General features: G+C 45.1%; 13 protein-coding genes and 2 rRNA genes. 3 read left to right on the forward strand and 12 right to left on the reverse strand.

Annotated elements, in window-relative coordinates:
* Positions 1 to 92: 92 nt before the first annotated feature.
* The 9 genes from OCV24_RS12580 to dusA form a co-directional block, all read right to left on the reverse strand.
* Positions 93 to 2,985, reverse strand: a 23S ribosomal RNA gene (locus tag OCV24_RS12580).
* A gap of 469 nt (positions 2,986 to 3,454) precedes the next feature.
* Positions 3,455 to 5,007, reverse strand: a 16S ribosomal RNA gene (locus OCV24_RS12585).
* Together the 16S and 23S rRNA genes form the textbook arrangement of a ribosomal RNA operon.
* A gap of 676 nt (positions 5,008 to 5,683) precedes the next feature.
* Positions 5,684 to 6,460, reverse strand: a complete 777-nt coding sequence (locus tag OCV24_RS12590; protein WP_150878978.1) for a phosphoadenylyl-sulfate reductase — start codon at positions 6,458 to 6,460, stop codon at positions 5,684 to 5,686.
* On the reverse strand, positions 6,453 to 8,180 hold the full coding sequence (gene cysI / locus OCV24_RS12595; protein ID WP_150878980.1) for an assimilatory sulfite reductase (NADPH) hemoprotein subunit: 1,728 nt from the start codon (positions 8,178 to 8,180) through the stop codon (positions 6,453 to 6,455). Before cysI ends, OCV24_RS12590 begins: the two co-directional genes overlap by 8 nt.
* Positions 8,180 to 10,045, reverse strand: coding sequence for an assimilatory sulfite reductase (NADPH) flavoprotein subunit (locus tag OCV24_RS12600; protein ID WP_150878982.1), 1,866 nt, complete (start codon positions 10,043 to 10,045; stop codon positions 8,180 to 8,182). Before OCV24_RS12600 ends, cysI begins: the two co-directional genes overlap by 1 nt.
* A gap of 122 nt (positions 10,046 to 10,167) precedes the next feature.
* Entirely contained in the window at positions 10,168 to 10,398 is a 231-nt protein-coding gene (locus OCV24_RS12605) for a hypothetical protein (RefSeq protein WP_017055752.1), read from the reverse strand.
* 189 nt (positions 10,399 to 10,587) lie between these two features.
* Complete coding sequence (locus OCV24_RS12610; protein ID WP_150878984.1) at positions 10,588 to 11,256, reverse strand: TIGR04219 family outer membrane beta-barrel protein; 669 nt, start codon at positions 11,254 to 11,256, stop codon at positions 10,588 to 10,590.
* Positions 11,257 to 11,390: 134 nt separating this feature from the next.
* A complete protein-coding gene (gene pspG / locus OCV24_RS12615; protein ID WP_046225110.1) occupies positions 11,391 to 11,612 on the reverse strand; it encodes an envelope stress response protein PspG in 222 nt (73 codons plus the stop codon).
* Between the two features lie 248 nt (positions 11,613 to 11,860).
* Entirely contained in the window at positions 11,861 to 12,841 is a 981-nt protein-coding gene (dusA, locus tag OCV24_RS12620; RefSeq protein ID WP_077679897.1) for a tRNA dihydrouridine(20/20a) synthase DusA, read from the reverse strand.
* A 314-nt stretch (positions 12,842 to 13,155) separates the two neighbouring features.
* On the opposite strand from dusA, the gene zur reads away from it, so the two are divergent.
* Positions 13,156 to 13,614: a zinc uptake transcriptional repressor Zur gene (zur, locus tag OCV24_RS12625; RefSeq protein ID WP_029626897.1), complete on the forward strand. Its 459-nt coding sequence runs from the start codon at positions 13,156 to 13,158 to the stop codon at positions 13,612 to 13,614.
* Between the two features lie 17 nt (positions 13,615 to 13,631).
* The gene (locus tag OCV24_RS12630) at positions 13,632 to 14,093 is read left to right on the forward strand and encodes a chemotaxis protein CheX (RefSeq protein WP_017055720.1); all 462 of its coding nucleotides are present in this window, start codon (positions 13,632 to 13,634) and stop codon (positions 14,091 to 14,093) included.
* Between the two features lie 158 nt (positions 14,094 to 14,251).
* Here OCV24_RS12630 and pgi read toward each other — a convergent pair whose 3' ends face one another.
* Entirely contained in the window at positions 14,252 to 15,904 is a 1,653-nt protein-coding gene (gene pgi, locus OCV24_RS12635; protein ID WP_046225112.1) for a glucose-6-phosphate isomerase, read from the reverse strand.
* 326 nt (positions 15,905 to 16,230) lie between these two features.
* On the opposite strand from pgi, the gene OCV24_RS12640 reads away from it, so the two are divergent.
* Positions 16,231 to 16,650 carry a secondary thiamine-phosphate synthase enzyme YjbQ gene (locus OCV24_RS12640; protein ID WP_102507964.1) on the forward strand — a complete coding sequence of 140 codons (420 nt, stop codon included), beginning with the start codon at positions 16,231 to 16,233 and terminating at the stop codon, positions 16,648 to 16,650.
* Positions 16,651 to 16,761: 111 nt separating this feature from the next.
* Here OCV24_RS12640 and alr read toward each other — a convergent pair whose 3' ends face one another.
* The gene (gene alr, locus OCV24_RS12645; RefSeq protein ID WP_150878986.1) at positions 16,762 to 17,847 is read right to left on the reverse strand and encodes an alanine racemase; all 1,086 of its coding nucleotides are present in this window, start codon (positions 17,845 to 17,847) and stop codon (positions 16,762 to 16,764) included.
* A gap of 6 nt (positions 17,848 to 17,853) precedes the next feature.
* On the reverse strand, positions 17,854 to 19,245 hold the full coding sequence (locus tag OCV24_RS12650) for a replicative DNA helicase (RefSeq protein WP_017055716.1): 1,392 nt from the start codon (positions 19,243 to 19,245) through the stop codon (positions 17,854 to 17,856).
* Positions 19,246 to 19,351: the final 106 nt, after the last annotated feature.

Genomic DNA, 19,351 nt, shown 5'->3' on the forward strand with positions numbered 1-19,351 from the left:
AAGCTGTTACTCTATTCAATAGAGCAATAAAAGTCTCTTCAAACGCATTCAAGGTCTGTCTCTTTGAGTCCACAAAACCCCTTGGGTGTTGTATGGTTAAGCCTCACGGGCAATTAGTACAGGTTAGCTCAATGCCTCGCAGCACTTACACACCCTGCCTATCAACGTCGTAGTCTACGACAACCCTTTAGGACACTTATAGTGCCAGGGAAAACTCATCTCAAGGCTCGCTTCGCGCTTAGATGCTTTCAGCGCTTATCGATTCCGAACGTAGCTACCGGGCAATGCCATTGGCATGACAACCCGAACACCAGAGGTTCGTCCACTCCGGTCCTCTCGTACTAGGAGCAGCCCCTTTCAATTTTCCAACGCCCACGGCAGATAGGGACCGAACTGTCTCACGACGTTCTAAACCCAGCTCGCGTACCACTTTAAATGGCGAACAGCCATACCCTTGGGACCGACTTCAGCCCCAGGATGTGATGAGCCGACATCGAGGTGCCAAACACCGCCGTCGATATGAACTCTTGGGCGGTATCAGCCTGTTATCCCCGGAGTACCTTTTATCCGTTGAGCGATGGCCCTTCCATTCAGAACCACCGGATCACTATGACCTGCTTTCGCACCTGCTCGAATTGTCATTCTCGCAGTCAAGCGGGCTTATGCCATTGCACTAACCACACGATGTCCAACCGTGTTTAGCCCACCTTCGTGCTCCTCCGTTACTCTTTGGGAGGAGACCGCCCCAGTCAAACTACCCACCAGGCACTGTCCGTAATCCCGATTCAGGGACCAACGTTAGAACATCAAAACTACAAGGGTGGTATTTCAAGGACGACTCCATCACATCTAGCGACGCAATTTCATAGTCTCCCACCTATCCTACACATGTAGGTTCAATGTTCAGTGCCAAGCTGTAGTAAAGGTTCACGGGGTCTTTCCGTCTAGCCGCGGGTACACTGCATCTTCACAGCGATTTCAATTTCACTGAGTCTCGGGTGGAGACAGCGTGGCCATCATTACGCCATTCGTGCAGGTCGGAACTTACCCGACAAGGAATTTCGCTACCTTAGGACCGTTATAGTTACGGCCGCCGTTTACCGGGGCTTCGATCAAGAGCTTCGACCGAAGTCTAACCCCATCAATTAACCTTCCGGCACCGGGCAGGCGTCACACCGTATACGTCATCTTACGATTTTGCACAGTGCTGTGTTTTTAATAAACAGTTGCAGCCACCTGGTATCTGCGACTCTCGTCTGCTCCATCCGCAAGGGACTTCACTGATAAGAGCGTACCTTCTCCCGAAGTTACGGTACCATTTTGCCTAGTTCCTTCACCCGAGTTCTCTCAAGCGCCTTGGTATTCTCTACCCGACCACCTGTGTCGGTTTGGGGTACGATTCCTTACAATCTGAAGCTTAGAGGCTTTTCCTGGAAGCATGGCATCAATGACTTCACACCCGTAGGTGCTCGACATCGTATCTCAGCGTTAAGAAAGTCCGGATTTACCTAAACTTTCCGCCTACATACTTGAACCTGGACAACCGTCGCCAGGCCCACCTAGCCTTCTCCGTCCCCCCATCGCAATTGTAAGAAGTACGGGAATATTAACCCGTTTCCCATCGACTACGCCTTTCGGCCTCGCCTTAGGAGTCGACTTACCCTGCCCCGATTAACGTTGGACAGGAACCCTTGGTCTTCCGGCGAGGGAGTTTTTCACTCCCTTTATCGTTACTCATGTCAGCATTCGCACTTCTGATACCTCCAGCAGCCCTTACAGACCACCTTCAACGGCTTACAGAACGCTCCCCTACCCCACATACCCTAAGGTACGTAGCCGCAGCTTCGGTGTATAGCTTAGCCCCGTTACATCTTCCGCGCAGGCCGACTCGACCAGTGAGCTATTACGCTTTCTTTAAATGATGGCTGCTTCTAAGCCAACATCCTGGCTGTCTGAGCCTTCCCACATCGTTTCCCACTTAGCTATACTTTGGGACCTTAGCTGGCGGTCTGGGTTGTTTCCCTCTCCACGACGGACGTTAGCACCCGCCGTGTGTCTCCCGGATAGTACTTACTGGTATTCGGAGTTTGCAAAGGGTTGGTAAGTCGGGATGACCCCCTAGCCTTAACAGTGCTCTACCCCCAGTAGTATTCGTCCGAGGCGCTACCTAAATAGCTTTCGGGGAGAACCAGCTATCTCCAGGTTTGATTGGCCTTTCACCCCTAGCCACAAGTCATCCGCTAATTTTTCAACATTAGTCGGTTCGGTCCTCCAGTTGATGTTACTCAACCTTCAACCTGCCCATGGCTAGATCACCTGGTTTCGGGTCTAATCCTAGCAACTGTACGCCCAGTTAAGACTCGGTTTCCCTACGGCTCCCCTAAACGGTTAACCTTGCTACTAAAATTAAGTCGCTGACCCATTATACAAAAGGTACGCAGTCACACCACGAAGGTGCTCCTACTGCTTGTACGTACACGGTTTCAGGTTCTATTTCACTCCCCTCACAGGGGTTCTTTTCGCCTTTCCCTCACGGTACTGGTTCACTATCGGTCAGTCAGTAGTATTTAGCCTTGGAGGATGGTCCCCCCATATTCAGACAGGATATCACGTGTCCCGCCTTACTCGATTTCACTGATGATGATGTGTCGGTTACGGGGCTATCACCCTTTACTGCGCCACTTTCCAGAGGCTTCACCTGCATCATTAAAAGCTTAAGGGCTAATCCAATTTCGCTCGCCGCTACTTTCGGAATCTCGGTTGATTTCTCTTCCTCGGGGTACTTAGATGTTTCAGTTCCCCCGGTTTGCCTCCTGTTGCTATGTATTCACAACAGGATACGTGCTTGTGCACGTGGGTTTCCCCATTCAGAAATCCCAGACTCAAAAGGTTATTACTACCTAATCTGGGCTTATCGCAAGTTATTACGTCTTTCATCGCCTCTGACTGCCAAGGCATCCACCGTGTACGCTTAGTCACTTAACCATACAACCCGAAAGGGTTTCTATTTGCTTTCACTTTAAAAAGTGAAGACAAATAAGCGTATGGCAACTAACCAAGGTTTTTGGTTGTCATCAAGAAGGGTTAATTCCTGATAACTGTTTGCCGGACTCAATTTACTTTTTGTTTCCACTTTTTAATAAAAAGTAGAATCAAAAAATGAACAATCATTTCTGATCATTCGAATACAAGACACTTGAATGTGTTTGTTGTGTTTATCAATAAAGATAAACATTGAGAACTTTTAAATTTGATTAACTTAATCACAGCCTTGAGCTGTTTGATTTTACTGTTTAAAGTGAAAACCAATTAAGTAATCAGTCAGCTTTCCAAATTGTTAAAGAGCATAAAGCAAAAAGCTTTAATCAATAACTTACGTTATTAATTAAAGCTCTGGCTTTAACTAAATCTAAACCATCAATCTGTGTGGACACTCATCGTCAATATCTTCGTATAAGGAGGTGATCCAGCCCCAGGTTCCCCTAGGGCTACCTTGTTACGACTTCACCCCAGTCATGAACCACAAAGTGGTAAGCGTCCTCCCGAAGGTTAGACTACCTACTTCTTTTGCAGCCCACTCCCATGGTGTGACGGGCGGTGTGTACAAGGCCCGGGAACGTATTCACCGTGACATTCTGATTCACGATTACTAGCGATTCCGACTTCATGGAGTCGAGTTGCAGACTCCAATCCGGACTACGACGCACTTTTTGGGATTCGCTTACCATCGCTGGCTCGCTGCCCTCTGTATGCGCCATTGTAGCACGTGTGTAGCCCTACTCGTAAGGGCCATGATGACTTGACGTCGTCCCCACCTTCCTCCGGTTTATCACCGGCAGTCTCCCTGGAGTTCCCGACATGACTCGCTGGCAAACAAGGATAAGGGTTGCGCTCGTTGCGGGACTTAACCCAACATTTCACAACACGAGCTGACGACAGCCATGCAGCACCTGTCTCAGAGCTCCCGAAGGCACTCCTGCGTCTCCGCTGGATTCTCTGGATGTCAAGAGTAGGTAAGGTTCTTCGCGTTGCATCGAATTAAACCACATGCTCCACCGCTTGTGCGGGCCCCCGTCAATTCATTTGAGTTTTAATCTTGCGACCGTACTCCCCAGGCGGTCTACTTAACGCGTTAGCTCCGAAAGCCACGGCTCAAGGCCACAACCTCCAAGTAGACATCGTTTACGGCGTGGACTACCAGGGTATCTAATCCTGTTTGCTCCCCACGCTTTCGCATCTGAGTGTCAGTATCTGTCCAGGGGGCCGCCTTCGCCACTGGTATTCCTTCAGATCTCTACGCATTTCACCGCTACACCTGAAATTCTACCCCCCTCTACAGTACTCTAGTTCACCAGTTTCAAATGCAGTTCCGAGGTTGAGCCCCGGGCTTTCACATCTGACTTAATGAACCACCTGCATGCGCTTTACGCCCAGTAATTCCGATTAACGCTCGCACCCTCCGTATTACCGCGGCTGCTGGCACGGAGTTAGCCGGTGCTTCTTCTGTTGCTAACGTCAAGAGATGTTGCTATTAACAACACCCCCTTCCTCACAACTGAAAGTACTTTACAACCCGAAGGCCTTCTTCATACACGCGGCATGGCTGCATCAGGCTTGCGCCCATTGTGCAATATTCCCCACTGCTGCCTCCCGTAGGAGTCTGGACCGTGTCTCAGTTCCAGTGTGGCTGATCATCCTCTCAGACCAGCTAGGGATCGTCGCCTTGGTGAGCCATTACCTCACCAACTAGCTAATCCCACCTAGGCATATCTTGACGCGAGAGGCCCGAAGGTCCCCCTCTTTGGCCCGTAGGCATCATGCGGTATTAGCCATCGTTTCCAATGGTTATCCCCCACATCAAGGCAATTTCCTAGGCATTACTCACCCGTCCGCCGCTCGACGCCCATTAACGCACCCGAAGGGTTGTTAGTGTCGTTTCCGCTCGACTTGCATGTGTTAGGCCTGCCGCCAGCGTTCAATCTGAGCCATGATCAAACTCTTCAATTTAAGATTTTGTCGGCTCAATGAATACTGACTTCAAAACTACAAAAAGTAATTCTAAAGCTATTATCTTTCCAACAGAAAGATAATGAATTGACTGTGCCAAATAACCCCTCTCTATAAAGAAAGTCGTTATTCGTATTGGTCACTCAGTTCATTGAAACCAAAGTTGATTCCGAGGAATCTGTTTTACTTCTCTTAATAAAAAGGGAAGATAAAACGTTTTGATATTCATCAACGAGTGCCCACACAGATTGATAGGTTTAAATTGTTAAAGAGCTTCTCTTCGTTGTGACTTACATCACTTCGGAAGAGGCGGCTATTCTAGCGATTTAATTCTCAGTGTCAAACACTTTTAAAAATTAATTTCTACTTTCTAAAAGTAGGAGCGAATTATCACTTAAAGCTAGTTGCCTTACTAACATTCTTCGTTGAAGCCTTGTGGCGTCTACCGTGTCAGTGAGGCGGCATTATAGAGATGTTCATCACATTGGCAAGTGTTTATTAAAGAAAAATGCAAAAACAACCATCACATGACGAATAAACACTCAAACCCTTATTTTTATAACTTTAACTACAAAATAACTACACAATAACCACAGACTTATCCACAATCGCTCTAATTTCATCCCCTAGAAACTAAAAAAGCTGCCTTATGGCAGCTTTTCAAATGACAATGAGTTTAAATCCCAGAGCCATATTGCTCTCCATCATCTTCATGAAGACCACATTCTCGTTTTAGACCATTAAAACGGGTTTCCTCTTCAGTCATACCCGGCTCCCATTTCTTAGTCGTATGTGTATCTCCAACAGAAAGGTACCCCTGCTCTCGAAGCGGGTGATAGCTGAGACCATTTTGTTCTAGGTAATAGTGAACATCTTTATTTGTCCAATCAATGACTGGCAAGAATTTAAACACACCATTTTGGATAGATAAGATTGGCAAGTTTGCGCGCGATTGAGATTGCTCTCTTCTTAACCCTGAAAACCAAGTCCCCGCCTCAAGCTCATCTAACGCCCGCCTCATCGGTTCAACTTTATTAAGTTTGTTGTACTTCTCTATCCCTTCTATACCTTGATCCCAAAGTTTGCCATATTGCGCTTCTTGCCAATTAGGGCTCTGTTGTGCGCGAAAGACTTGAAGGTTTAGTGTCAAATTCTTGCTTAACTCATCTATAAAGCGATACGTTTCAGGAAATAGATAGCCAGTGTCCGTCAGAATAACCGGAATATCTGGCTTTGCTTGAGTGACTAAGTGCAGCATCAACGCAGCTTGGATTCCGAAACTAGAAGACACCACATGTGTCCCTTCTAAATTTGCTAGAGCCCACTTAACTCTTTCTAAGGCGGTTAGCTGTTCTAACTCAGCATTTATTTGTCCAAGACGAAGTATCTGCTCCGTCTTAGTCAATGCGAGCAGCTCTGCTAACTTCATTTTTGAAGCGACAGAATTATGCATGTAAATCCCTCTTTGAAATGATCACCTCTTCGATGATACCAGTTCGGATTGTAAAATCGCCGAACCCTTCATTGTCTTTACGTTCAGTAGCCCAACGTCCCACCAGCGCATCAATCTCTTCTAAGATCTGAGCTGATGTGATGTTCTCTTTATACATCTTAGGAATACGAGTACCGGCTTTGTTGCCGCCTAAGTGCATATTGTAGCGACCTGGTGCTTTACCCACTAAACCAAGTTCAGCCAACATCGCGCGACCACAGCCGTTTGGACAACCAGTGACACGAAGAATGATGTTATCTTCTTCTGGTAATCCATGTTTCTTCAGAATATCTTCAACATCTGTCACGAACTCTGGAAGAAAGCGCTCAGCTTCCGCCATTGCTAAAGGACACGTAGGGAAAGCCACACACGCCATAGAGTTTTTACGTTGCTCAGAAACAGCATCATCCATCAAGCCATATTGACGCGCCAGTTTTTCAATCTTGGCTTTTTGGTTAGTCGCTACACCCGCAATAATCAAGTTTTGATTCGCTGTCATGCGGAAGTCACCTTTGTGAATCTTCGCAATTTCAGCAACACCTGTTTTCAGAGCTTTCCCAGGGAAATCAAGTAAACGACCATTTTCGATGAATAACGCTAAGTGGTGCTTACCATCAATGCCTTCGGCCCAACCGATACGGTCGCCACGGCCAGTAAACTCATAAGGACGGCTTTCAGAAAACTCAACGCCGGCACGCTTTTCTACTTCCGCTTTGAATACATCAATACCAACACGGTCTAGTGTGTATTTGGTTTTGGCATTCTTACGGTTTGAACGGTTACCCCAGTCACGCTGAGTCGTTACCACCGCCGCTGCTACGTCTAACGTTTTATCTAATGCCACAAAACCAAAATCGTCAGCTTTACGTGCATAAGTCGAGGTATCGCCGTGTGTCATAGCAAGGCCGCCACCGACTAACACGTTAAAGCCCACCAGCTTTCCGTCTTCAGCAATAGCAACAAAGTTAAGATCGTTAGCATGAACATCTACGTCATTCTGTGGAGGAATGACAACAGTCGTCTTGAACTTACGCGGTAGGTAGTTACTACCTAGGATAGGTTCTTCATCCGTTGTTTCTAGTTTTTCACCATCTAACCATATTTCTGCATAAGCACGAGTCTTCGGTAATAGATGTTCACTGATCTTTTTCGCCCATTCATACGCTTCTTGGTGCAACTCAGATTCAACAGGGTTTGTGGTACACAGAACATTTCGGTTTACATCACCCGCGGTAGCGATTGAATCAATACCAATGCTGTTTAGCGTTTGGTGCATCAACTTAATGTTCGGCTTCAAGACACCGTGGAACTGAAACGTTTGACGAGTTGTTAGACGAATTGAACCGTAAGAGGTACTTTCGTCTGCGAACTTATCAATCGCCAACCACTGCTTAGGGGTAATGATGCCACCAGGCATACGAGCACGAAGCATTACGTTATGTAACGGTTCGAGCTTTTGCTTGGTACGTTCGTTACGAATATCACGGTCGTCTTGTTGATACATACCGTGGAAACGAATCAACTGAAAGTTATCAGCAGTAAAGCCACCTGTTATGCGGTCTTGAAGATCTTGTTCAATCGTACCGCGAAGATTATTACTTTCACGCTTCAGACGTTCATTGTCAGCCAAAGGACCAAGTACTTGACCTAGCACTTCTTGCTCTATTACTTGCTTGCTCATTAGTACACATCCCTTTGGTAACGTTTCGCTTTACGTAAGTCATTAATATATTGTTCAGCTTGTTCTCGGCTCTGGTTGCCATGTTTTTCAGCAATCGTGACTAGTGCTTCATGAACATCTTTCGCCATTCGGGTCGCATCACCACAAACATAAAGGTATGCGCCCTCTTGAAGCCATTGCCAAACCTGCTCTGCTTGTTCGATTAAACGGTCTTGAACGTAAACCTTTTCTTTTTGGTCACGGCTAAAAGCAACATCCAATTTGGTTAACGCACCAGATTTAAGGTACTTCTGCCATTCAACTTGGTATAAGAAATCTTGAGTAAAAGTACGGTCACCGAAGAACAACCAGCTTTTGCCTTCAGCATCATTGTTTTCACGCTCTTGAAGGAAACTGCGGAATGGCGCGATACCAGTACCCGGGCCGACCATGATAATAGGTGTGCTGTCGTCTTGTGGCAGCTTAAAGTTATTGTTGTTCTCAACAAACACCTTCACTTCACCGCCTTCTTCCAAGCGCTGAGCTAGGAAACTAGAGGCGCCCCCCAGACGAGACTCTTCACCTTTTTGGTATTCAACCAGACCAACCGTCAAGTGAACTTCTTCATCCACTTCTGCTTGGCTTGATGCAATAGAATAGAGACGTGGCGTTAACTTACGTAAAAGGCCGATCAACTCATTAGCTGATAGATTGGTTCTTTTTTCTGCTAATACATCGACAATTTGAGTGTTACCAGAGTATTCGCGAAGCTTATCTTTATCTTCCACCAGCTTGATTAACTTCTTACTACCCGACAGCTCAGCAAACTGAGTCACAAGTTGAGGGTTTGACGTCGTAATCTCGAATTTACTGACGAGTGCGCTATGGACAGATAAGTTTTCACCATCGACATCAACACTTTCGATACCCGACAACCCAACCTTAGAAAGGATCTGATTCGCAAGCTCTGAACTGTTTTCGTACCACACTCCCAGTGCATCACCCGGCAGGTAAGTGATACCTGACTCATCAAGATCAATCTCGATATGACGAACATCTTTACCCGAGTCGCGACCCGTGATCTTTTGACTCGTCAGTAATGTCGCTGTGTATGGGTTTTGTTTGGTGTATTGCGAATGACCCGCGGCTACTTGACCAACTGGTAATTGAACGACATCGGCTTCTGTGCCTGTCGATAATGTCTCTTTTACTTGCTCTAATGCTTTAGCTCGCCATTCCGTTGCTGACTCTTCGTAATCAACATCACAATCAAGACGGTCAACAAATGATTTAGCACCAAGCTTAGCGAGGAAGTTATCGAAATCTTTCCCGGTTTGGCAGAAGAACTCATAGCTTGAATCACCTAAACCAATCACACCGTATTGTAGATTCGATAATTTGGGTGCTTTCTTCGATTGAAGGAATTCATGCAACTCAATCGCGTTATCAGGGGCTTCACCTTCACCATTAGTGGAAGCCACAAAAATCACGTGTGTCTCTTTGGCTAGGTTTTTACCTTTATAGTCACTGGCATCGAAAAGCTCGACAGCAATACCTAACGCTTTCGCTTCAGCCTCAAGCGATTCAGCAACACCTTTCGCATTACCCGTTTGAGAAGCAAAGATAACACTTAACTTACCCGCAGGTTTTGCGGCCACAGCTGCGGCTGCTTGAGCAATAGGTGCAGCGGCGCCCACAGGCTGTGCTTGGCTCACCCCCCAAAGATAGCCACTGACCCATGCCAGTTGCTGTGAAGACAGTTCAGAAACAGTTTGCTGAAGATGACCCAATTGTTGGTCATTAAGTGGTGCAGCTAGCCCAGGTAGCTCATTAGCCCCAGACTGTGCATTATTATTTTGTGAAGACTCTTTCTTATTTAAAGACATGGTCACGACATCCCTAATCATTGCGTGACGATAGATTAACCACTCCCTTTAATAACAAGAAAGAATAGAAAAGTATGTTTTATAACTTTTTGGAAGTAAAAAGCGATTGAACCGTAAATTCGCTACTGGTTTTCAATACGAACTTGCTGAAAACCAACGGCCATTGCCGACTTTGATGCTAAATCTAAATCAGCATAATGGCACTCCTCACCATGAACATCGGTAAGCAAAACAAAGCCACCTCCCATATGGCGAAACTCCACAACCCAAGCCCCCTCTTGAATCGAGGGCTCTATAACCGCTTCGACTAACAGGTTCTCTCGATATAAATTTCGTAATTCATTGAGTGTCATATTCTATCCCTTGCTTTGACCTCACAACATAGACCTTATGAGAATAGACGCTAATTAGGTCTCTGTATAAGGATGGTCGAAAGTGATGAATGTGCTAACTAATTCCAGAAAGATATAATCAATAGATATAAAAAACGCCACTTAATAAAGTGACGTTCTTAAAATTTGTTTTAAATGCGCTTAAATAACCTAGAAGCGTACTTCTGCACCAGCGAACCAACCATCGACCATGACAAAGCTCTTGCCTAGTTGAGAGCTAAAGAACTCATCCGAGTCTAAATCGATAACACGGTAACCACCACGCAGTGCTATCTCAGTTTCTGCCACTGAGATTCGGTACTGACCGCCAGCCATCAAATCAGTACTCTTGATGCCACTGCTATCACCGAACTCCATCGTACCAATGATATCGAAGTTGGTGTCAGGAACGTTGATCTCTGCGTTACCGTAGAAACTCCAAGTCAACTCATCAAAGCTTGTTTGAGCACCACCGGTTTTCGGTTCGATGTAATTCGAGTTTGAATACTGAGTAAACGTCACACCTGCATCAAAGTTCATCAGTTTGTGATCTAACAATGTGTAGTAAAAGGTATAGTCGTACTTATCGAAGGCCAATAAATCCGCATCGACAGAAGTATAGCGGACACTCGCGTTTGGTAGCATTGGGGCATTGTGCTCAAATGCGAAATATAACGAAGGAGAATGAACATCATCATTTTGTCTAACTTCGTTTAGCTTGGTACTTCCCCACCACATATCGGCACCGACTTTAGCCGTGTAAGAAAACCCTTCTTCAGCGAGTACTGCCGAACTTAAAGGTAGCATTCCCACTAAAGCAATTAATGGCATTTTATTCATTTGAGGTAGCTCCAATTTCATATCATTGTGCTAATTGTATGCACATTCATCGATTATTGGAGAAATTTTACCACACATCCTAAAGACTAAAACGATAAACCGCTGGCGAGCAAAAGTTTGACGGCACCATGACTTTAGTAACGCCTTTGACTAGAACTGTGTACAAAGTTTTTGAAAAACCACACACCGATTGCAATCACAATCAACCAAGGCAAGAGTTTAAACACGACACCTATCATACCGAGTACCAACATAACGAGTAATGCAACCCCCGTTGCCGCTAAGACCGTCATAAACGTAATACCAGTAACGAGTAATGTTGCGACAAAAATAAGAACAAAGATTAATTCAAACATAATGGTCTCCTATTGAATTGATGACCTATCTTTCTTACTTTTGAATATTGCAGCTTCTATACCAAGTTTAAAAAACCAAAAAAATCTTTATTAATCAATAAAATAAAAAGCCACACATCTAAATGCGTGGCTTTTAAAGAAACTATCAATGGTAAATTTAGCCTCTAGTGGCGAATTTAGCCTTAAGTTTTTAACCTTAAGTTTCTAACCTTGGGCTTTTAAGCTCGAACTTTTAACCTCGAGGGAGATTATACGTTTAGCTCTTTAGGGATCTTAGCCAATGCTGTCTGCATCACTTCGATACCTGCACCTTTCTTATGTGCGTTTTCACTGATGTAGCGACGCCATTGTCTTGCACCCGGCATGCTTTGGAACAAACCAAGCATATGACGAGAAATGTGCCCTAGACTTGCGCCGTATGAAAGTTCACGCTCGATGTACGGATACATCTCTTCAACCACTTGTGAGCGCTTTTTAATTGGCGTATCTAAACCAAAGATCTGTTGGTCTACTTCGGCCAAGATAAACGGACTATGGTATGCCTCACGGCCAATCATCACACCATCAAGGTGCTGCAAGTGCTCTTTCGTTTGCTCAAGAGTCGTAATACCACCATTCACAGCAATCACTAGATCCGAGAAATCTTTCTTAATTTGGTATGCACGATCGTAATCTAGAGGTGGGATCTCACGGTTTTCTTTCGGGCTAAGACCACTCAACCACGCTTTACGTGCATGGATAGTAAATTGCTCACAGCCGCCTTTTTCAGAAACGGTCGACACAAACTTAGCGAGAAACTCATAAGAGTCTTGGTCATCGATACCAATACGCGTTTTCACCGTGATTGGAATATCAGTGACTTCTTTCATCGCCGACACACAATCTGCCACCAGCTCTGGCTCAGCCATCAAGCAAGCACCAAAGCGGCCATTTTGAACTCGGTCTGAAGGACAACCTACGTTGAGATTAACCTCATCATAGCCGCGATCACCAGCAAGCTTGGCACAAGCCGCTAAATCAACCGGGTTTGAACCACCCAGTTGAAGTGCAAGGGGATGTTCTTGCTCGTTATATTCTAGAAAGTCGCCCTTACCATGTAAGATCGCGCCCGTTGTTACCATTTCCGTGTACAAAAGAGTCTGCTGAGAAAGCAAACGGTGAAAATAACGGCAGTGGCGGTCGGTCCAATCGAGCATTGGAGCGACAGACAACTTACATGAGTGTGTCATGGCAAAGTAACCTGATAGCGAGTCAAAAAATCTGCTGGAACACCCAGCAAAAAGCAAAGTCGGCTATTGTAAATGCTATGTCCTAATTGTGCTATATGAACTTTACTTCACATTTTCTTATTTAAACCTATTCACCAGGCCTCTAATTCAGCCTCACTAATCAGTTATGCCTTGAGTCACACAGTCATTTTGAGTTACCTTGTCTTATTCAAAGTCGTGGGTCACAATACGCTCTGTACCTGACTTTAATAGAAATCATTGGCTCCCAAGTAAAGTTATCTAGAAATAGAATTTGAACAGGAATGTCCGATTGAATGGTGAAAAATTTGGACCACACATTAATAGAGCAAGTTGAAGGGCTATGCGCATCTCGAGGGGTTAGATTAACTCCGCAAAGAAAGCGAGTGTTTGAGCTCATCCTCTCTAATAAAAAAGCCTCCAGTGCATACGAATTGTTAGAGCAATTAAAGGTGAGCGAACCACAAGCCAAACCGCCCACAGTTTACCGCGCTTTAGATTTTTTGTTGGAACAAGGTTTCATTCACCGAGTTGAGTCTACCAATAGCTTTATATGTTGTTGCTCTTGTAATGCCAACAAGCATTTCTCACAGCTATTAATCTGCGACAAATGTGGCACTGTGATTGAGCTACAAGACGATGCTCTTATCAATCAACTCGCTAATAACGCTGAGAAGCATGGCTTTCAATTAACGAATCACGTTATTGAATCTCATGGCATTTGCCAAACTTGCTCCTCTGATATGAAACAATAAGATTATAGAAGAACATTATGCGCGCTGAATTTGTAAACCCGTTTTTAGCTTCTCTAATGAATGTACTAAAAACGATGGCTTCTCTAGAATTGAAACCACAAAAGCCAAGAGTTAAAAAAGATGAAATCGCTCGTGGTGATGTCTCTGGTTTAATCGGTATGGTTGGCCCACAATCTCGAGGCTCAATGTCGATCACCTTTGATGAAGGCCTTGCCCTAGAAATCATGGAAAACATGTTGGGTGAACGACCAAACGGCCTAAATGAAGAAGTAACCGATATGGTCGGTGAAATCACTAACATGGTGACTGGCGGCGCAAAACGAATTCTTGCAGAAAGCGGCTTCGACTTCGACATGGCAACGCCAATCGTGGTTGCAGGTAAAGGTCATACTATTCGTCACAAATGTGAAGGCGCAATCATCATCATGCCTTTCACGTCTCAATGGGGTAATGCCTTCATCGAGATCTGTTTCGAATAGAGACAATCACTGCAAATATTTAGAAGGCTGACGCTGTATTTAAAAGGCTGACAGATATGGCAGCCTTTTTTGTTACCTGCGATTTAGCCATTGTTAGAGCGACAGATACAAAAACGCCAACCCGAAGGTTGGCGTTTCTTTTTAGGCGATCAACTCAATTAAGCTTTAAGCGCTTTAAATGCGTTGATTAGGCCGTTCGTTGAGCTGTCGTGAGACGTTACTTGAGCATCGTCAGCAAGCTCTGGAAGAATTTGGTTTGCTAGTTGCTTACCAAGTTCTACGCCCCATTGGTCGAAGCTGAAGATGTTCCAGATAACGCCTTGAACAAAGATCTTGTGCTCGTACATCGCAATTAGGTTACCTAAAGAGCGAGGGTTGATTTGCTTAACAAGAATTGAGTTTGTTGGGCGGTTACCTTCAAACACTTTGAAAGGTACCAGTTCTGCCACTTCTTCAGCCGTTTTGCCTGCCGCTAGGAATTCAGCTTCTACTGTCTCTTTTGTCTTACCGAATGCTAGTGCTTCAGTTTGAGCAAAGAAGTTAGACATCAGCTTCTGATGGTGATCAGAGGCTGGGTTGTGGCTGATAGCAGGCGCAATAAAGTCTGATGGGATCAGCTTAGTGCCTTGGTGAATCAGTTGGTAGAACGCGTGCTGGCCGTTTGTACCCGGCTCACCCCAGATGATAGGACCGGTTTGGTACTCTACTGGGTTACCTTCACGGTCTACAAACTTACCGTTCGATTCCATGTTACCTTGCTGGAAGTAAGCAGCAAAACGGTGCATGTATTGATCGTAAGGTAGGATAGCTTCTGACTCAGCGCCGTGGAAGTTGTTGTACCAAATACCGATAAGCGCAAGGATGACTGGAATGTTACTTTCAAACTCAGTTGAAGCAAAGTGGTTATCCATCTCGTGAGCACCTTCTAGTAGCTCAACGAAGTTATCGAAGCCAACAGACAGTGAGATAGAAAGACCGATTGCAGACCATAGTGAGTAACGACCACCAACCCAGTCCCAGAATTCGAACATGTTGTCAGTATCAATACCAAACTCAGCGACCGCTGTTGCGTTTGTTGATAGTGCTGCGAAGTGTTTAGCAACGTGTGCGTTGTCACCCGCTTCAGCCAAGAACCAATCACGTGCAGAGTGCGCGTTCGTCATGGTTTCTTGAGTGGTGAATGTTTTAGATGCCACTAGGAATAGCGTTGTTTCTGGGTTTAGAGGCTTAAGCGTCTCAACAATGTGAGTGCCATCTACGTTAGAAACAAAGTGCATGTTAAGACGAGTTTTGTATGGCGTTAGCGCTTCAGTCACCATGTACGGGCCAAGGTCCGAACCGCCGATACCGATGTTGACTACATCCGTGATTTCTTTACCTGTGTAACCTTTCCACTCACCAGAAACGATGCGGTGTGTGAACAGCTCCATTTTTGCTAGTACTGCGTTCACTGCTGGCATTACGTCTTTGCCATCAACCATTACTGGCTTATCACTGCGGTTACGTAGAGCAGTGTGAAGTACTGAACGACCTTCAGTCTTGTTGATTGCATCACCGCCAAACATCGCTTCAATTGCAGACTTTACTTCAGTCTCGTTTGCAAGAGCAAATAGGTGCTGCATAGTCTCAGCATCGATTAGGTTCTTAGAGTAGTCCACTAAGATGTCAGAACCGAAACGAGTAGAAAAGTTCTCGAAACGCTTTGCATCTTGAGCAAACAGCTCTTTCATATCCATATCTTGAGCTGACTCAAAATGTGCCGTTAGCGCTTTCCACGCTTGTGTTTGCGTTGGGTTGATATTTTTCAACATGGTATCTATCCCGATGTTACTGTAGGTTTTATTCTAAACGTCACTTAAGTGATGAATAGAATCCCCGATTAGGCGAAAGTTTATATTTTTCAGTGATGACCAAACCGCATCACCACCGAAAGATTCTTTGTAATTTTTTTTCACGACGTATTATGCCGTATATGAAGAGCGGTACCTTGAGATAAATCAGGATTCGAATTCCTGATAGAAAGATCGGTACAAACTTTAGCTCTAACATAATTAAATGTGAGCGATACCTGATAAATTCAAGTTCAAAAGATAGCGTTAAACCACTTTTTTTCCAAATACATTATAAAGGATGGCGTATGTGGATTCAGAAGACTATACACCTAAATGCGCGAAAGCGTGGATTTCATCTCATTACTGATGAAATTGAACAACAGATACACGATATTGGCTCTCTATCCGTTGGTTTATTACATCTCTTTATTCAACATACCTCTGCCAGCCTCACGCTAAACGAAAACGCAGACCCAACGGTGCGTGGCGATATGGAATCGCATTTCAATAAGTTTGTTCCCGAGCGCGCGCCCTACTATAGACACACTTATGAAGGCGATGATGATATGCCTGCCCACATTAAAGCATCGACACTTGGCACCAGTGTAACAATTCCCATCACCAACGGTCGTTTAGCTTTAGGAATATGGCAGGGTATTTACTTAGGTGAACATCGAGATTGTGGTGGGAGCCGCACTGTCATTGCTACAATCCAAGGCGAATAACCGTAAGCGTTCAGCCATAAAGATCGATTGATAACCAGAGAATCACCAGTAAATAAAAAGGGTGGCACAGTTATGTGCCACCCTTAAATAATCAGAAAGGCTTGAACATCTTTACTTTACGTATTCCATTGCGACACGCGGGGTCAGCTTTGTGACCAGCTCGTAAGCAATGGTACCAATATGTTCTGCCACCTCTTCTGAAGGTAAGCCTTTCCCCCATAGCGTCACTTCGTCACCCACTTTATCAGTAGCATCTGGGCCAAGATCAACCGTTAGCATGTCCATTGACACTCGACCTGCAATCGGTACTTTTCTACCGTTCACAAACACCGGAGTACCGTTAGGTGCAGTGCGAGGGTAACCATCACCGTAACCTATCGCGATAACCCCTACTTTAGTGTCTCGTTCACTGATCCAGTTGCCGCCATAACCAACACTTTCCCCGGTTTTAACATCACGAACAGCGATCAAGTGAGACGTCAGAGTCATCACAGGCTGAAAACCAAGCTCTTGTGCAGACTTATCTGCGAACGGTGATACGCCGTAAGAGATTATTCCAGGACGCACCCAATCTAAGTGGCTATCTGGCCAGGCTAATAAACCTGCAGAGTTCGCAAGAGAGCGTTCGCCCTCACAGCCTTCAGTCAAAGACAGGAATAATTGAGTCTGTTGCTGTGTCGTGGCTTTGTCTAACTCGTCAGCACAACCAAAGTGGCTCATATAACGCAACGGCTTAGCCACATTCGGACATTGATGCAGGCGATCAACGAAATCTTGATATTGTTCAGAACGAACCCCCAAGCGATGCATACCACTATCGACTTTAAGCCATACCACAACAGGTGATTCTAACGCTGTGTTTTCTAAAGCGCTGAGTTGCTCTTCACAATGCACCACTGTTTGGATGTTATTGGCCACCAATACCGGTAAATCACCCGAAGAGTAAAAGCCCTCAAGTAACAGCACAGGCCGAACAATACCACCAGCACGAAGTTGTAAGGCTTCTTCAATACGAGCGACCCCGAAAGCATCAGAGTTCTTAGAGTGTTTAGCGATGTTCAATAAGCCATGCCCATAACCATTAGCCTTTACCACTGACATCACTTTACAGTTAGGTGCTTTAGACTTAATCAGTTGGAGATTGTGCTCTAATGCACCTAGGTCAATACTCGCTGTCGCTGCTTTCATATAAGTCATTAACGATTACTCATCATCAAATGCAGGGCCTGCATAGTTATCAAAACGAGAGTGTTGCCCTTGGAAGGTCAGACGCACGGAACCGATCGGACCGTTACGTTGCTTACCAAGGATAATCTCAGCGATGCCTTTTAGTGAACTGTCTGGGTTATAAACCTCATCACGATAGATAAACATGATTAAATCGGCATCTTGCTCAATCGAACCTGATTCACGCAAATCCGAGTTTACAGGGCGCTTATCAGCGCGTTGCTCTAGGGAACGGTTAAGCTGAGAAAGAGCCACAACCGGAACGTTCAATTCCTTCGCGAGCGCTTTCAATGAACGCGAAATCTCGGCGATTTCAAGAGTACGGTTATCAGATAATGAAGGTACACGCATTAATTGCAGGTAATCTATCATGATCATAGAGAGACCATCATGCTCACGAGCGATACGTCGAGCACGCGAACGCACTTCTGTTGGGGTTAGGCCCGAGCTATCATCGATATACATATTCTTTTTGTCCATCAGAATACCCATACTCGATGAAATACGCGCCCAATCTTCATCATCTAACTGACCAGTACGGATCTTAGTTTGGTCTACGCGAGAAAGTGACGCTAACATACGCATCATCAGCTGTTCTGCTGGCATCTCTAGCGAGAAGATTAAAACAGGTTTGTCTTGCTTCATCGCCGCGTTTTCACACAAGTTCATCGCAAACGTGGTTTTACCCATCGATGGACGTGCAGCGACAATAATTAAGTCAGAACCCTGTAGGCCTGCCGTCTTCTTATTGAGGTCGTTAAAACCTGTATCGACACCCGTCACACCATCTTGTGGCGTTTTATATAGAATCTCGATACGTTCTAGCGTCTTCTCTAGAATGTTATCAACGTTTTGTGGGCCTTCATTTTCGCTTGTACGACCTTCGGCAATAGCAAAAACTTTACTCTCAGCCAGATCTACTAGCTCTTCTGATGTACGCCCTTGTGGGTCATAACCTGAATCAGCAATCTCATTCGCCACACCAATCAGGCTGCGCACCAGAGCACGCTGTGCCACGATATCCGCATAAGCATTAATGTTTGCTGCACTTGGTGTATTTTTAGCAAGGTCAGCTAAGTAAGCGAAGCCACCGACATCTTCCAGTTGCTCACGCAACTCTAAATGTTCAGAGAGTGTAATAAGATCCAAAGGAGAACTTTCTTCAAGGATATCTTTTACTGCCTCAAAGATCAGACGGTGAGGACGACTATAAAAGTCCTTACTCACCACTTTTTCAGCAACCGTGTCCCAGCGCTCGTTGTCCAGTAACAAGCCGCCAATAACAGATTGCTCAGCTTCTAATGAATGTGGTGGGACTTTGATGGCATCCACCGGATCGTTGGCTGATTTCTGACTTTTGCTATCCACTATGACTACACTCAATAACTAATAATGATCGCTCATTATACCCAAGAACATTCATTTGTAATCCGATCCTACAGGTTTGTTTTATTCTTCCAGAAAAATTTACCTA

It is taken from the genome of Vibrio kanaloae, assembly GCF_024347535.1.
GTDB lineage: Bacteria > Pseudomonadota > Gammaproteobacteria > Enterobacterales > Vibrionaceae > Vibrio > Vibrio kanaloae.

What these genes read in the sequence shown, in the direction of transcription:
- pspG (WP_046225110.1), bottom strand. Translation starts at nt 11,612, where the DNA reads ATGTTTGAATTAATCTTTGTTCTTATTTTTGTCGCAACATTACTCGTT.
- OCV24_RS12630 (WP_017055720.1), top strand. Translation starts at nt 13,632, where the DNA reads ATGCGCGCTGAATTTGTAAACCCGTTTTTAGCTTCTCTAATGAATGTA.
- dusA (WP_077679897.1), bottom strand. Translation starts at nt 12,841, where the DNA reads ATGACACACTCATGTAAGTTGTCTGTCGCTCCAATGCTCGATTGGACC.
- pgi (WP_046225112.1), bottom strand. Translation starts at nt 15,904, where the DNA reads ATGTTGAAAAATATCAACCCAACGCAAACACAAGCGTGGAAAGCGCTA.
- OCV24_RS12590 (WP_150878978.1), bottom strand. Translation starts at nt 6,460, where the DNA reads ATGCATAATTCTGTCGCTTCAAAAATGAAGTTAGCAGAGCTGCTCGCA.
- OCV24_RS12605 (WP_017055752.1), bottom strand. Translation starts at nt 10,398, where the DNA reads ATGACACTCAATGAATTACGAAATTTATATCGAGAGAACCTGTTAGTC.
- zur (WP_029626897.1), top strand. Translation starts at nt 13,156, where the DNA reads ATGGTGAAAAATTTGGACCACACATTAATAGAGCAAGTTGAAGGGCTA.
- OCV24_RS12610 (WP_150878984.1), bottom strand. Translation starts at nt 11,256, where the DNA reads ATGAATAAAATGCCATTAATTGCTTTAGTGGGAATGCTACCTTTAAGT.
- OCV24_RS12640 (WP_102507964.1), top strand. Translation starts at nt 16,231, where the DNA reads ATGTGGATTCAGAAGACTATACACCTAAATGCGCGAAAGCGTGGATTT.
- cysI (WP_150878980.1), bottom strand. Translation starts at nt 8,180, where the DNA reads ATGAGCAAGCAAGTAATAGAGCAAGAAGTGCTAGGTCAAGTACTTGGT.
- alr (WP_150878986.1), bottom strand. Translation starts at nt 17,847, where the DNA reads ATGACTTATATGAAAGCAGCGACAGCGAGTATTGACCTAGGTGCATTA.
- OCV24_RS12600 (WP_150878982.1), bottom strand. Translation starts at nt 10,045, where the DNA reads ATGTCTTTAAATAAGAAAGAGTCTTCACAAAATAATAATGCACAGTCT.